Origin of the sequence: Metallumcola ferriviriculae (assembly GCF_035573695.1) — a bacterium.
GTDB classification, from domain to species: Bacteria; Bacillota; JADQBR01; order JADQBR01; family JADQBR01; genus Metallumcola; species Metallumcola ferriviriculae.
Map to the genome: position 1 here is coordinate 538,443 of NZ_CP121694.1, position 15,205 is coordinate 553,647.

The 15,205-nt window shown below is 43.6% G+C and carries 13 protein-coding genes and 1 pseudogene; 12 read left to right on the forward strand and 2 right to left on the reverse strand.

Translation table 11 applies throughout. From position 1 onward, the window contains the following. Positions 1–144: 144 nt before the first annotated feature. Positions 145–1,320: a MalY/PatB family protein gene (locus MFMK1_RS02810; protein ID WP_366923646.1), complete on the forward strand. Its 1,176-nt coding sequence runs from the start codon at positions 145–147 to the stop codon at positions 1,318–1,320. Between the two features lie 38 nt (positions 1,321–1,358). Next, positions 1,359–2,519, forward strand: coding sequence for a DUF362 domain-containing protein (locus tag MFMK1_RS02815; RefSeq protein WP_366923647.1), 1,161 nt, complete (start codon positions 1,359–1,361; stop codon positions 2,517–2,519). Positions 2,520–2,523: 4 nt separating this feature from the next. Here the strand turns inward: MFMK1_RS02815 and MFMK1_RS02820 are convergent, their stop codons facing one another. Then, positions 2,524–3,414 (reverse strand): selenium metabolism-associated LysR family transcriptional regulator, encoded by an 891-nt coding sequence (locus MFMK1_RS02820; RefSeq protein ID WP_366923648.1) that lies wholly within the window; start codon positions 3,412–3,414, stop codon positions 2,524–2,526. Between the two features lie 242 nt (positions 3,415–3,656). On the opposite strand from MFMK1_RS02820, the pseudogene msrB reads away from it, so the two are divergent. From msrB to MFMK1_RS02850, 6 genes and pseudogenes are all read left to right on the forward strand, one after another. After that, positions 3,657–4,091, forward strand: a pseudogene (msrB, locus tag MFMK1_RS02825) (peptide-methionine (R)-S-oxide reductase MsrB); the annotation flags it as partial. A 402-nt stretch (positions 4,092–4,493) separates the two neighbouring features. Further along, a complete protein-coding gene (locus MFMK1_RS02830) occupies positions 4,494–4,691 on the forward strand; it encodes a cold shock domain-containing protein (RefSeq protein WP_366923650.1) in 198 nt (65 codons plus the stop codon). 114 nt (positions 4,692–4,805) lie between these two features. Further along, positions 4,806–6,260 carry a degradosome RNA helicase CshA gene (gene cshA, locus MFMK1_RS02835; RefSeq protein ID WP_366923651.1) on the forward strand — a complete coding sequence of 485 codons (1,455 nt, stop codon included), beginning with the start codon at positions 4,806–4,808 and terminating at the stop codon, positions 6,258–6,260. A 204-nt stretch (positions 6,261–6,464) separates the two neighbouring features. Further along, a complete protein-coding gene (locus tag MFMK1_RS02840; protein WP_366923652.1) occupies positions 6,465–7,406 on the forward strand; it encodes a ketopantoate reductase family protein in 942 nt (313 codons plus the stop codon). A 105-nt stretch (positions 7,407–7,511) separates the two neighbouring features. After that, positions 7,512–9,209: a glutamine--tRNA ligase/YqeY domain fusion protein gene (locus tag MFMK1_RS02845; protein WP_366923653.1), complete on the forward strand. Its 1,698-nt coding sequence runs from the start codon at positions 7,512–7,514 to the stop codon at positions 9,207–9,209. Positions 9,210–9,452: 243 nt separating this feature from the next. Next, positions 9,453–10,184: a hypothetical protein gene (locus MFMK1_RS02850; protein WP_366923654.1), complete on the forward strand. Its 732-nt coding sequence runs from the start codon at positions 9,453–9,455 to the stop codon at positions 10,182–10,184. 145 nt (positions 10,185–10,329) lie between these two features. On the opposite strand, the gene MFMK1_RS02855 is transcribed toward MFMK1_RS02850, so the two are convergent. Continuing rightward, positions 10,330–11,094, reverse strand: coding sequence for a sulfite exporter TauE/SafE family protein (locus MFMK1_RS02855; RefSeq protein ID WP_366923655.1), 765 nt, complete (start codon positions 11,092–11,094; stop codon positions 10,330–10,332). A 179-nt stretch (positions 11,095–11,273) separates the two neighbouring features. On the opposite strand from MFMK1_RS02855, the gene MFMK1_RS02860 reads away from it, so the two are divergent. The 4 genes from MFMK1_RS02860 (at position 11,274) to MFMK1_RS02875 (ending at position 15,184) form a co-directional block, all read left to right on the forward strand. Continuing rightward, positions 11,274–11,963 carry an ABC transporter ATP-binding protein gene (locus tag MFMK1_RS02860; RefSeq protein ID WP_366923656.1) on the forward strand — a complete coding sequence of 230 codons (690 nt, stop codon included), beginning with the start codon at positions 11,274–11,276 and terminating at the stop codon, positions 11,961–11,963. Continuing rightward, positions 11,950–12,726: an ABC transporter permease gene (locus MFMK1_RS02865; protein ID WP_366923657.1), complete on the forward strand. Its 777-nt coding sequence runs from the start codon at positions 11,950–11,952 to the stop codon at positions 12,724–12,726. The genes MFMK1_RS02860 and MFMK1_RS02865 overlap by 14 nt, the downstream gene beginning before the upstream one ends. 302 nt (positions 12,727–13,028) lie before the next feature. Then, a complete protein-coding gene (locus MFMK1_RS02870; protein ID WP_366923658.1) occupies positions 13,029–14,615 on the forward strand; it encodes an anthranilate synthase component I family protein in 1,587 nt (528 codons plus the stop codon). Continuing rightward, positions 14,612–15,184 (forward strand): anthranilate synthase component II, encoded by a 573-nt coding sequence (locus MFMK1_RS02875; protein WP_366923659.1) that lies wholly within the window; start codon positions 14,612–14,614, stop codon positions 15,182–15,184. The genes MFMK1_RS02870 and MFMK1_RS02875 overlap by 4 nt, the downstream gene beginning before the upstream one ends. Positions 15,185–15,205: the final 21 nt, after the last annotated feature.

The window sequence follows — 15,205 nt, forward strand, 5'->3', positions numbered from 1 at the left end:
AAACAAGGGCTCTTAATTATGTATAGGCAATTATGTCGGCCGAAGGCATGAAATGCTTTTGTTCTTTTACAGGGTTTAGCCCTGCTGATATTGAATTATCTATTTAGATAAAAAGATCATATAAAAGTGGGGAAGGTGTAGTTAATGGGGTCTAATTTGGATAATGTTCTTGATAGGCGGGGTACTAGTTGCTTGAAATGGGACAGTTTAAAGCCCTTTTACGGTCGTGATGATGTTCTGCCCATGTGGGTTGCAGATATGGATTTCAAAGCTCCTCCGGCAGTAATAGAGGCATTGTCCCAACGCGTGCAGCACGGAGTGTTTGGGTATACAGCCCAACCGGATTCATATGATGATGCTGTGATAAGCTGGTTCGACAGGCGATTTAACTGGCGAATACAAAAGGAATGGCTGAGTTTTAGCCCCGGCGTTGTTACCGGATTGACAATAAGTATTCGCGCCTTTACTCATCCTGGTGATAAGGTTATCATTCAGACACCGGTTTATTATCCTTTTTATCAAGTTATTAAGGATAACGGCTGTCAGGTGGTGGAAAACCCGTTAAAACTTGAGCACAATCGGTATTTAATGGACTTTGAGGACTTAAAGAAGAAGGCGAAAGATCCTGAAGTGAAGCTTTTAATTCTCTGTAGTCCCCATAATCCGGTGGGCCGGGTGTGGACGAAAGCGGAACTGCAGGAACTGGGGGATATATGTATTAATAACGATGTCATGGTAGTTTCTGACGAAATTCACTGTGATGTCATTTATCGCGATGCTAAGCATATTCCGTTTGCCTCAATCTCAGAGAAATTCGCAGCTAACTCCATAACCACGATAGCAACCAGCAAAACTTTTAATCTTGCCGGCTTAAAGAATTCTATAATTATTATTCCTAATAAAAAAATTCTTTCAGAATTTGATAATATGTCCGCCAAGCATCGGGTAGGTATGAATGTCTTTGGTATGCTGGCTACAGAAATGGCCTACACTGAAGGGGAGGAGTACCTAGAACAATTGATAGATTACCTGTCAGATAACCTGAATTATTTAACTGATTTTATTAAGCAAAACATTCCTGGAATAAAGGTTATAAAACCGGAAGGTACATATCTTGTTTGGCTTGACTGCCGCGAATTAGGCATGGATAGACACCAGCTAGATAGCTTCTTTATCAATGAAGCTAAGGTAGCCTTAAACAGCGGCTATGGTTTCGGGCTGGCTGGAGCAGGCTTTATGAGAATAAATATTGCCTGTCCAAAACCTATTTTGCAAGAAGGGCTGACAAGGATCAAAAACGCTGTTGACTCCTTGGTTTAAGTAAGACTCCCCGATTTTTTCGGAAAGGAGTGCGGTTAATGAGTAAGGTAATTATTAAAGAGTGCAAAAGCTATGTAGTAAGCGACGTAATAGAAAAGATAAACGATGGTATAAAAGAGATTGGCGGATGGAATAAGTTTGTAAAAGCAGGGGATAAAGTTTTATTGAAAGTCAACCTTATTGGTCCCAAGACTTCCGAAACGGCAGCGGTCACACACAGCGAATTTGTACGTGCTATGACTAGGATATTAAAACAAGAAGGGTGTACGGTATGGATAGGAGACAGTTCGGGCGGGGCAATTGCCGGTATGGCACCTACCGCTCGGAGTTTCCGTGTCGCAGGGTACGAATCAGTGGCTCAAGAGGAAGGGGCAGTTATCAAAAATTTTGATCGCGAGGGTGTAGTGGGAGTGCGTCCCGAAAGCAACAACGAGGAACAAATGTATCTTGCTAAACCCTTGTTTGATGCGGATGTGGTCATTAACCTGCCTAAGCTAAAGACCCATACAGCGGGTATTTTTACCGGAGCAGTAAAGAACGTCTTTGGGTGCATACCGGGTCTTAAAAAAGCCAATTATCATAAGATGTCGCCGGATCCCGAAGATTTTGGTGAAACTATTGCCGACATTCATCAGGGGGCCAGATTCCATTTGCATATCATGGATGGAATTACCGCAATGCAGGGAGAGGGTCCTACCGCCGGGGAAGTCTATCGGGCGAATAAAATCTTGATCAGTGAAGATCCATTGGCTCTTGATACAGTGGCCGCTAAGATGCTTGCCATGGAAATCGATGATATCCCCATCTTAATTGCAGCCAAAAAGAGAGGGTTGGGAGAAAGCAAAATAGAAGATATTACTTTGAATGGTGATTATCAATCAGTTCCCAATTTACCAGACTTCCAACTGCCAAAACGCTTTCGAAGTACCAAAAAGCGTAACCATAAAGCTTTGGTCAAGGTTATTGACTTCTTTAAGACCCGCCCGGAGATAAATCTTAAGAAATGCCAAAACTGCAATGTCTGCGTTGAAAGCTGTCCTATGGAGGCAATAGACCAGGAAACCAAGAAGATAGCCTATAATATATGCATTGAATGTATGTGCTGCCATGAGCTATGTATGCATAAAGCAGTAGACTTAAAAAAGGAAAAACTTCTGGCACAGATTGCTACAAAGCTGTACCGTGGTAAATATAGGTAATATTTTAAGATCTTAAAACAAAATCTTTAAACGCTGTTGCTAGAGGAGATAATGCCCTGCTTTTATGATAAACAAAGTAAAAACTTCGGGTGATTTCCAAGCCGTCCACGGATATTTCCTTAAAAATCCCCTGCTCAATTTCATCTACCACTGCTTTCGCAGAAATAAACGTCAAGCCCAAACCACCTTTAACACATTCCTTAATGGTTTGGGTATTTTCAATTATTGCTACCGGTTTTAATTGTTTTGCTACAAACTGTCGTTGCTGCAAGGCGGCCTCAACAACTTTTCGGGTTCCGGACCCTGTTTCCCTAAATATTAAAGCAAGACTATGTAGTTCATCGAGAGATATTTCATTTATAGCTGAATATTTGCCGTGGTTGGGCGCCGTCAGAATAATGCGGTCTTTCATAACCTCTATATAATCTAATTGGGAAGATTCTTTTTTAAATCCTACGAAACCAAAATCTATTTCCCCGCTCAATAATTTATCAATTACCTGTTGAGAGTCGTATTTCATCAATTTGAAGGCCACATGGGGATACTTTTTATTAAACTTTGACAAGATTCCCGGCAGGAGGTGCTGGCCTGGTATGGTGCTGGCGGATATCTCCAAAGTACCTTCTATTTTTCCCTTGTATTCGCGCAGGGAAAAAAGTGCACTTTCCTTCTTATTCAATAATTCCAATGCGTGTTGAAAAAAGACTTCACCGGCTTTGGTTAACGTCACATCTTTGTTATTATTTCTATTAAAAAGAATGGTTTGTAGCTCCTGCTCCAACCATTGGATATGGTTGCTTACTGTGGGCTGGGTCAAGTATAATGCTTTAGCTGCTTTAGAAAAGCTTTTTAACCGGGCCACACTAATGAATGTTTCTAACTGTTTAAATTCCACTTTACTCACCCCTGGATTTTCTCATGCTAATTATATCATAAAGCAAATAGTCAGTAACTGCCTCCAAAAGTTAGGGAACAGTCCCTAGTTGTTCTTTACGTTTTCACAAAACCAAAAAACGTAAAATTTGCAATCCCCCAAAATAGATAAATCTAATGCTGCAGTTATTCATTAAATGTTTGGGGTACTATATTAAAAAAACTTTTAATTGAGGTGTGGTAATGGGGACTAAAAGAAATTATGATAAGGTAGAATTGAATAAGTTAACTCCGCTCCAGTATGAAGTTACCCAGAAAAACAGTACGGAACCGCCTTTTAAAAATGAGTATTGGGATAATAATCGACAAGGCATTTATGTGGATGTTATATCCGGTAAGCCTCTTTTTAGTTCCCTGGATAAATTTGATTCCGGCTGCGGGTGGCCCAGCTTCACCAAGCCTCTGATACCGGAAAAGATAGAAGAAAAAAGGGACATTAGCCACTTCATGGTGCGAACCGAAGTGCGCAGCAGGGAATCAGATTCCCACCTTGGCCATGTCTTTAAGGATGGTCCGGCACCCGACGGTTTGCGGTATTGTATCAATTCCGCAGCCTTACGCTTCATTCCCAAGGAAGATATGGATAAGGAAGGGTATGGAGAGTTTCTTTACTTGTTTGACGATAACTTTAAAAAATAATTAAAATTTATTTTAATTATTATGCTTTTGGGGCATTATAGTAAAAGAAGGGTATTATTTGTTGCTGAGATGCCTTATAGAGAACATTGATGAAGTGACACTGAGCCAAGTAAACCCCTGCCATATGTTAACAAATGGCAGACGTACTTATAAGTGTGGTGATAGGCGCAAAAATAACATAAAAATTGGTCAATTATTATAAAAAACATGGAAAAAAACAGGAGAATCATCAAATTTCACGAAATAAATTTTGACTTTTTCAAGTTACATGGTATGATATAATGGTTAAAAAGATAAAAACGCAAAAACGATTTGACAGCCTCTGTTTTGAGCTTGGGAAATTAAGTTTTTGGTTTTAGCTTTTTAATCAAATCAATATTTAGTAAAAAGGAGGCTCAAAACATGGAAGGTACAGTAAAATGGTTCAACTCTGAAAAAGGCTTTGGATTTATTGAGCGCGAAGATGGCGACGACGTATTCGTTCATTTCTCCGCTATTCAGGGATCCGGCTTTAAAACTCTCGAAGAGGGTCAGCGAGTTGAATTTGAAGTTGTAGAAGGTCAAAAAGGACCGCAAGCTGCAAATGTGACTCGGGCGTAGGAGTTTGTTTGTTGACAAAACAGCAAATCCGGAAGGGCATTTTCCGAATTAGGAATAATGCCCTTTTTTATGGGAAATCTTATAGTAAATATTTATTCGAAGGAGATTTAAAATTTGGCTACATTTAAAGAATTTGGGCTACAACCGGCTATACTTGATGCAGTTGGCAATATGGGTTTTGAGGAGACAACTCCTATTCAGGAGAAAACAATCCCATATGGGCTGCAGGGTAAAGATCTAATAGCCCAAGCACAAACAGGTACAGGGAAAACAGCTGCATTCGGCATACCAATCATTCAACGATTAGAAACAGATGCATCGGATATTCAGGCATTGGTTTTGACTCCCACCAGGGAGTTAGCTGTGCAGGTTGCTGAAGAACTAAACAGAATTGGACAGTTTAAAAAGATACGGGCGCTGCCGATTTACGGCGGTCAAGATATCGGCAGGCAAATCAAGTCATTAAAGAAGCATCCAAATATTATTGTTGCAACGCCTGGTCGCTTAATGGACCATATGCGCAGGCGGACCATTCGGCTGCAGTCTTTGGAGGCAGTAGTACTGGATGAAGCAGACGAGATGCTTAATATGGGTTTTATTGAAGATATTGAGAACATATTAGCAGAAACCCCAAGTGAGCGTCAGACCCTTTTGTTTTCGGCTACCATGCCCATACCTATTCAGAGACTGGCGAAAAAATTCATGCGGGACCCCCAGGTGTTTTCGGTAAAGGCCAAGGAAATGACAGTGCCTAACATTACTCAGCAGTATATGGAGGTTCAAGAAAAAAAGAAATTTGATGTGCTGTGTCGTTTATTCGATGTTCAATCTCCTAAATCGGCTATTGTATTTGGCAGAACCAAGCGCAGAGTTGATGAGCTGGGCGAGGCATTAAACAAACGCGGTTATGCTGCCGAAGGAATCCACGGTGATTTGAACCAGGCCAAAAGGGATAGTGTCTTAGGTAAATTTAGAAGAGGTGCTATCGACTTTTTAATAGCGACTGATGTAGCTGCGCGAGGCTTGGATATCAGTGGAGTTACTCATGTATATAACTTTGATATTCCGCAAGATGCTGAAGGGTATGTTCATCGGATAGGTCGAACGGGCAGGGCAGGTAAGGAAGGGTTGGCACTTACTTTTGTCACCCCGCGAGAAATAGACCATTTACACACCATTGAAGCTCTTACCAAGCGTAAGATGGAACGTAAGCCGGTACCCAGCATAGGTGATGCCATAGAGGGTCAGCAGAGACTGGCGGTTGATGGTTTGCTTGAGGTAGTGCAGCAGGGTAATTTACAAGGTTTTAAGGTGTTGGCTGAAGAGCTGCTAGGTGAACACGATTCAGCGATATTAGTGGCAGCAGCATTGAAGATGCTTACCAAAGAGACCATAAAAGAAGATGCGATAAAGCTAACGGCAGAACCACCCCTTAGGGCTAAAAAGAGTAATAACCAAAGATACTCCAAGGGCCGTCCTCAAAACAAAGGCGGTAAGAATTGGGGTAAGCCTGGAGGCGGTAAAGGGAAGGGTCGTTCTAACCGTTCTTCTTCTAACAAATGGAAATAAGCAGACCATAGCAGTCTCAAGAGAGGCGGATAGTTTTAAATGAAGGTTTTCCCATTATTGCGGAGAACCTTTTTATATTGTATAGGAAATTATGGGTTGTCGGCATTTCCTATACTGGGGTTGATTACCTTCAGTCCGCGGAAGGTGATGAAATCGCCTTTGTTCTTTAAGGGAGAAAGTCACGTAAGGAGGGGAAAATAGTCAATGAGGGAAATTAACACTGTTTCAATTATCGGGCTTGGCGCGGTTGGAGCGGCTTATGCGGCGAGATTACACGATATGGACCCTGATTGTTTGCGCGTCATTGCCGACAATGATAGAAGCCAACGCTACTCTAAGGAAGGATTTATCATTAACGGTAAGAGATATCGTTTTAACTATATCGCCCCAGATGAGAAGGTGCTACCGGCAGATTTGCTGCTTATTGCATCCAAGTACCATCATTTAGAGCAAGTAACTGAGGATATCAGGCAGCATATTGGGTCGAACACTATCATTTTGTCACTGCTTAATGGTATTTCCAGCGAAGACATAGTGGGCCAAAGGTATGGAATGGATAAGATACTGTACTCAATGTGTTTGGGTATTGATGCGGTAAGAGAAGATGAAGAGATTAGTTTTGTTAAAACCGGCAAGGTTTATTTCGGTGAAAAAGATAATGAGGTTTACTCGGAAAAGGTACGTGCGGTGAAAGCACTTTTTGACCGGGCAGCTATTCCATATATAATACCGCAGAACATGCTGCGTACATTATGGTGGAAATTCATGGTCAATGTAGGCATCAATCAGGTGTCTGCGGTGTTGAGAGCTCCGTACGGAGTTTTTCAACGTTTTGAGGAGCCCAATGAATTGATGGAGTCTGCCATGCGGGAGGTAGTCCGTGTATCGCAGCAGACCGGCGTTTACCTCACGGAAGATGATATCAGGGATTATCGGGAGGTGCTTCAGGCGGCGGAGCCTCGCGGAAAGACTTCTATGCTACAGGATATTGAAGCAGGACGTAAAACTGAAGTAGAGATGTTGGCGGGTGCTTTAATCGAACTGGGGCATGAACACGGGGTGGACACTCCGATAAATGAAGCGCTCTACCAGGCAATCCGCACATTGGAACAGATGACAAGCGACGGCGCTAAAGAATTTACATAGGCAGAAGGAATTTCGGATATCATATGGAAATATGAACAAACCCCATGTAGATGGGGTGCCGAAGCCCTTTTAATATTAATATTTATTCGAACAGGAGGCATTTCGATGAATGACAGCATTGAAGAACGGGAGGGGAAGACCCCTGCTAATTTTATTGAACACTTAATTAGTGATGATTTGAAAGAAGGGAAAAATGACAGTCGCATACACACCCGCTTTCCTCCCGAGCCCAACGGATATTTACATATCGGTCATGCCAAATCCATCTGCTTGAATTTTGGTCTGGCGCTGCAGTATAACGGCCTTTGTAATTTGCGTTTTGATGATACTAACCCATCAAAAGAGGATACGGAATATGTGGATTCTATCCGAACAGATGTTAAGTGGTTGGGTTATGATTGGGATGAGCGGTTGTTTTATGCTTCCGATTACTTCGAGAAGCTATATCAATTTGCTGAGCAGCTAATTAGGAACGGTAAGGCTTACGTTTGTGATTTAAACCCGGAGGAAATCAGGGCTTACCGAGGCACCCTCACGGAACCAGGCAAGAACAGTCCGTATCGTGACCGTTCAGCAGAAGAAAATCTGGCCCTTTTTGAAAAGATGCGCGCCGGAGAATTTCCCGATGGGTCACGGGTACTGCGGGGAAAGATAGATATGAGCTCGCCCAATTTAAACATGAGGGATCCGGTGCTTTACCGTATTCAACGGGCGAGTCATCACCGCACCGGGGATGAGTGGTGTATTTATCCCATGTATGACTATGCCCATCCTGTCTCAGATGCGCTAGAAGGGATAACACACTCCATCTGCACTCTTGAATTCGCGGACCATCGGCCACTATATGATTGGGTAGTGGAAAACATAGACTTGCCCGCGCAGCCTCGACAAATAGAGTTCGCCCGGCTGAATTTAACTCATACGGTGATGAGTAAACGTAAACTGCGGCAGTTGGTGGAAGAAGGGCACGTTAATGGCTGGGACGACCCCCGTATGCCAACTATTTCCGGATTACGCCGCCGCGGTTATACTCCTGAATCCATCAAAGACTTTTGTAATCGGATTGGGGTGGCCAAGGCCAACAGTGAGGTGGATATCGCTTTTCTTGAGCATTGTATTCGGCAGGATTTAAATGCCAATGCCCCCCGGGTGATGGCAGTGCTGCAACCGCTTAAGGTAGTGATAGAAAACTATCCCGAAGATAATGTAGAAGAGCTAGATGCAGAAAATAATCCTGAGAAACCGGAAATGGGCTCCAGAAAAATGCCTTTTTGCCGTGAAATCTTCATTGAACAAGAGGATTTTCGCGAAGAGGCACCCAAGAAGTTTTTTCGCTTAAAGCCGGGTAAAGAAGTGCGTTTAAAGCATGCCTATATTATTAAGTGCGAAGAAGTAGTTAAGAATGAAAAGGGTGACATTATTGAACTACGCTGCACCTATGACCCCAGCAGCAAAAGCGGTGAGGATACCAGCGGCAAAAAAGTAAAGGGCACCTTGCACTGGGTTTCCGCAAAACATGCCCATAAGGCCGAAGTAAGAATATATGATCACCTGTTCACCAAAGAGAACCCGGAAGAGGAAGGGGAGGATTTTAAAACTAATATCAACCCTGACTCTTTAGAATTATTAAAGGACTGCAGGGTAGAGCCAAGTTTAGCGAATGCCAAACCTGGAGAGAGATTCCAATTTTTACGCAAAGGTTATTTCTGTGTAGATCCGGACTCCGATAACGACAATTTGGTGTTCAATAGAGTTGTTTCTTTAAAAGACACTTGGGCAAAAATGCAAAAAGGAAAGAAATAACGTTAAGATGACCGGGAAGCCTAACTGCGGGCTTCCTTTTTTAAATAGGAAATACCATGATAAGCCCGTTTCACAAAGTATAATGAAAATACCTGCGACTGTAATTGGGCCGTGGAAGGTGAAATTATTTTTTCTTTTAAAGGAACAACAATGATCAAGAGGCGTCTAAATTAATAAAGAAGAATTTCAGATTGACATGACGAAGCGTCCTAACACAAAAGGGTGGAAGAAGGAGAGAGTGGTTTGGGTCTCGTGAAAAGAGTTGTGTTGTTGACCATTTTAATTGGTTCTTTGTGGCTAACGGCCTGTGCCGCGGAAAAACCAGAAGCGCTTGACAGCCATCCAGTGGCAGGTACTGAGAGTCAGGTTAGTGGCAGTGGGTTTGGAATAAGGTTTGACACTGTTTTTTCGCAAATGTTCCCCGATATGATATATCGCGTGGCGGATGGTAACAGCATAGTCAATAACAACGAAGAGAATTATTATTTAGAGCGGGTATACTGGGGTGATTTCACCGGCAGGGGCAAAGAATTTTTGGTCGTAGTAAAAAGGCCCAAAAGCGAGTTGGCTCACGCAGCAGGTTTTTATAACGCTTATGCGGCAGTTTTCAACGGCGCTAACAGTGATATACTTACTTCCGTTCAGCAATTCACTGCTGATGAGGGTGATATAAGAATCTTTCACGGTGATAAACAAGATTACTTATTTTTTTCAGGGAATGTCACCTTTCAAGGTTGGAGCGAATGGAATGGAGGGCTGTTCAAGGCCGCTGCGGCTGGTTGGGAAAAAATCTGGCCTACAGAGGAAGGTTTTTGGGAAAATCAAGCGATACAGGCGGGAGGGGACAGACTAATTATTTACCGTCGAGAAACGAAACCAAGCCAAGGGGTTATACCTCAGTCCCGCTTTGTTTATGACCGAGAGCTGTTTTGGCATCCTGATGAGGAAAAGTTTCGAGAAAATCCAATTGAATAATCGCTAAACGAAAAACCCCCGAAACATTTCGGGGGTTTTTTAAAGTACCTTGGAGTGTGGTCGAATTTGTACTGGTCTGAGGTCCGACGAAAAAATTTGAGCCAATGTTTGGCAAAGGATATCCAAGAAATTACCTTCTGGCCGCTCAGGCAAACAGTTCGAATACTCCCAGCAGTTTAGCGGCCATCATTACCACTGCAATGACCAGAAACACTCGTATCCATTTATCGCCCTTGGCGACGGCAAAATTACTACCCAGCCAGCCGCCCAACCCGTGACCCACTGCCAGCGTCAAGCCCAGTACCCAGTTGACCTGGCCGCTGATGATGAATATAGCCAATGACGAAACCATGTAAATTGCCACTACAAAGACCTTAATGCTGTTGACACGTACTAAGGACATGCCGGTGATTAATGTTAGGCTGGCGATTATGATAAAGCCTACCCCCGCTTGAATAAAGCCCCCGTAGATGCCGACAAAGAAAAAAGTTATCACTGCGATTATCTTACTTTTCTTTGACAGGTTCTCTTCAGATGCCTCTAGTCGTTTTTGCGGCTGCCACAGGATAAGCACCAGCACCAGCAGCATAACCACGGCAAGAATTTTGTTAAAGACATTGTCCGGTAGAGAGATAGCTAAATTTGCACCTAAGACGGACCCCAGTACTGCCGGAATGCCCAGCATCAGACTCAATCTCCAATCAAAGAAACCCTTACGGCGGAAATTGGTAATGGCAACGATATTTTGCACCATTAGGGCAATGCGATTGGTACCGTTGGCCATCGCGGAAGGAAGCCCTAAAAAGATCAACATCGGCATAGTAAGAAGTGAACCGCCGCCGGCTAAAGTGTTTATAAATCCTGCGGCTATTCCTGTTATTAGAATTAAAATTATGTATGGTACGGGCATTTATAACTTAACTCCTTTATAATGTTTTGATAATTCATCATAACATATCAGAGCTTGGATTTGCACTAATTTGGATATTTTTAGATAAAAAGTGGGTGGCTGATTTAAAAAGCTTGAGCATTGCGGAGTGAGTGTTCTATAATGAAAAGGTATATTTTTCATATTAAGGATGTGGCATCATGGTGATTGATTTAGCAGCTAATGTTTGTCTTAAAGGCGTTACTTTTAGTTACGATAATGCGCCCCCGGTATTGGAACAGGTCGACCTTTCTTTTAGCCGGGGTTTTTATTTAATCAAAGGCCCGTCCGGTGCAGGAAAATCTACATTGCTGCGGCTGCTTTGTAAATTAGATATCCCTGTAGCAGGCGAAATCCTTTACCAAGGTGTACCGTACAGTCGGTGGGATACCGGTTTGCTGCGCACTAAGCTGAGTTACGTGCAGCAGATGCCTGTTGTCTTGCCCGGCACGGTAAAGGAAAATTTAATGCTGCCTTTCAAGTTCAATCAGCTGCGCAGCGCGCCGCGGCCCGACGATGATCGATTGCGGGAGTGGTTGGACTATTTCCTGCTGGATGGTGTCAGCTTGGATAGTAGGGCAGATAAGCTTTCTGTGGGGCAGAGGCAGAGGTTAACATTAATTCGTTCTTTAATGCTGGAGCCGGAGATGCTGTTATTGGATGAACCTACGGCTTCTCTTGACCCTCAAGCTCGGGAACTGGTGGAACAGCTGGTAGAAAAGTTGAACATGGAGCGTGGCATAGGTATCATTATGGTCAGCCATAATGATTTTGTTCCTCGGTCTGTGCCGGCGAGGCATATTTACGTTGAAGGGAAGAAAGTGGAGGAAAGAAAATATGACAGCGATTGATTTAAGTATTTATCAAATGATGTTTGCGTTAGTGTTTATTTTTGCTGCAGCGTTAAGCTCATTTTTGCTAAATTTGGGTTTGCATCGGGATATACTTTGGGGCTCAATTCGGATGATATCCCAGCTGGTGCTGATGGGTTATGTCTTGACCTATGTTTTTCAGTTGAATTCTCCCTGGTTAGTACTGCTGGTGTTTGGCGTGATGATATTTTTTGCGGCAAATATCATTAAAGGACGTGTCAAAGGAGGTAAAATTGCGTACTATTACCCTACCCTCATTTCTATGTTTTTAAGTTACATAATAGTGACTTATTTTATTACTGCGATAGTAATTAATGTCGAACCGTGGTATCAGCCACAGTACTTTATACCATTGGGCGGGATGGTTGTAGGCAATTCGATGAATGCAATTTCTATTTCTTTAGAGCGGCTTTTTTCTCAATTACGGGATAAAAGAGATTTGGTGGAGATGTATCTTACTGTAGGGGCTGATTATAAGGAGGCGTCAGCGGATATTACCCGTGAGGCAATTTCTGCGGGGATGATACCGGCCATTAATTCGTTAATGGGTATGGGTTTGGTCTTTTTGCCCGGAATGATGACCGGTCAGATACTAGCGGGTGCGGACCCGCTGTTTGCGATAAAATACCAGATTGTGATAATGATGATGGTGGTTGGCGCTACTGCCATGGGCAGCATCCTAGTTACTTTACTGGTACGCCGCCGCTGTTTTTCCCCAGATAATAGGTTATTGGTTAGATAAATATTTTTGTATTGACAATAAAGTATGAGGCAGGGTATAATTACAAAAAATTTGAAGTTGAGCTTAGAGAGTTTAGTGGAGTTTGAGTTGAGCCTAGTTGAGAATGTTTAGCAAAGCAGAGTTGAGTGAAAGGTAAATGGACTATATCGATTTTCCCCAGGAGCCACTTGGTAATGGCAGCTGGGGCACTCTGGCTTTTGTTAAAAATTCTTTTGGCTGTTAAAGCCGGTAGGTCTTAATTGACTTGCCGGCTTTTTCTAATTATTCCAAAAGGTGAATGAAAGGCGAAGGGAGAGGATTTTTTGAAAGATTTAGAAGGTGTTTCAAATTTTTACCCATGTGCAGGAAGCACGTACCCGTTGGAATTTGACTGCGCGCCCAAATGTTTTCCTGATATAGAGGAATATGTGCGGCAGGCTGGCAGGCAGCAAGTTGTTCCTGTTTATACGGAAATTAGCCAGGATGAACTAACCCCGGTAACCGTTCTGATGAAGCTGGGGCAGTCGGACCATTCATTTATTTTGGAAAGTGTGGAAGGAAATGAACAGATTGCCCGTTATTCATTTATCAGCAATGACCCGTATCTGATATTTAGCGCTTCGGGCGGAAATGTGTCTATAGGTACGGCGGAAGCAAGGGACAGTTTTCCTAACCGTGATTTCAGCTGGAAGAAAAAGGAAAATGCGGAACCGAGACAAGAATTGCAGCAGTTGCTTAATAGCTATACTGCCGAACCTTCTCCCGACTTACCGCGTTTTTTTGGCGGCGCGGTTGGTTATTTCGGCTTCAATGCGGTGGGTCATTTTGAAGAGGCACTGGCAGGCCTTTCGGGGCAAACGGAATTTGCTGATGTGCATATGGTTTTTACTAGGTCTGTTTTGGTTTTTGACCACTTAAAAGGTACCGTAAAAATAGTGATCAATACGCTGCCCGGTGCAGTTCCCCAGCAAACATACAGGCGTGCCCGGGAGCTGATTAAGAAAGTTTTACTCAGATTAAAAAAGAGCGTTAACCTGCCCGCGGTGGAAACACAGAAACATGCCGAACCCATTGAATATAAAAGTAATTTTACCAGAGAGGAATTCTACCGGGTAGTGGCCCAGGCAAAGGAATATATCAACAACGGGGATGTGTTCCAAGTGGTTTTGTCTCAGAAATTCACCCTAGCGGCAGACTTTGACCCATTGGTGCTTTTTCGTTGTCTGCGCGTAGTTAACCCTTCGCCCTACATGTTTTACTTGAATTGTGGCGGGACGGCTCTTACAGGGGCTTCCCCGGAAATGCTGGTACGCTTGGAGGGGGGAGAGGGAAGTGTTAGACCTATTGCGGGTACCAGGCGGCGGGGAAAGGATGGGGATGAAGATAGGTCATTGAGCAAACAATTGGTTGAAGACGAAAAAGAACAGGCAGAACATTTGATGCTGGTCGATTTAGGTCGCAATGACCTGGGGCGAGTGTGCACTTTTGGTTCGGTTGTGGTGAAAGAATTCGCTAAAGTAGAGTATTTTTCTCATGTAATGCATCTGGTATCAAGGGTAAAGGGGAAAGTTATGCCTGGGGTAAAGCCGTTGGATGTGTTGGCAGCTGCATTTCCGGCGGGTACTGTGTCCGGTGCGCCAAAAATTAAAGCAGTGGAAATTATCAACCGACTTGAAAAAGGATGTCGAGGGCCTTATGCGGGTTTGGTGGGGTATATTTCCTTCACCGGACAGATGGACACCTGCATCAATATTCGTTCGGTCACCTTATCCGGAGGTAAGGCATTGGTGCAGTCGGGGGCGGGGATTGTGGCGGACTCCCGTCCGGATTCGGAATTTCAGGAGACCTTAAATAAGGCCCGGGGAATGTTCGAGGCAATAAGCATGGCCAGGGGTGTGAAAGCAAGGTGAGGGTCCTGATAATCGATAATTATGATTCCTTTACTTATAACCTTGTGCAGATGTTTGGAGAATTGGGCGCTGCGGTAGAGGTAAGGCGTAATGACCGGGTGACTATTACAGAAATAAGAAGGATTCAGCCTCAATGTACGGTGGTTTCACCCGGACCGGGGCGACCTGAAGATGCGGGTATATCCATCAATATCATTAAGGAATTTTACAAAACCATGCCTATCATGGGGGTATGTTTAGGGCATCAGTGCATTGCCGCAGCTATAGGGGGAAGGGTGGAGCGCGGTAGAGGGCCGGTACATGGCAAAGTCTCCTCAGTAGTCCATTCAGGGGAGGGGATTTTTAAGGGGCTGCCCAATCCCTTTTCTGCAACCAGATATCATTCATTGGTAGTGTTGGAAGAAGGACTATCGCCAGAATTAAGCATTGTTGCCAGGGCTGAACTGGGTGAGGTGATGGCGATAAGGCATCTGCATTACCCCCTGTGGGGCCTGCAATTTCACCCAGAATCATTTTCAACCGCAGTTGGTAAAATGCTGATTAAAAACTTCTTGGCAGTGGTGCAATGAGATTAGTCCCAGTAATGGGAA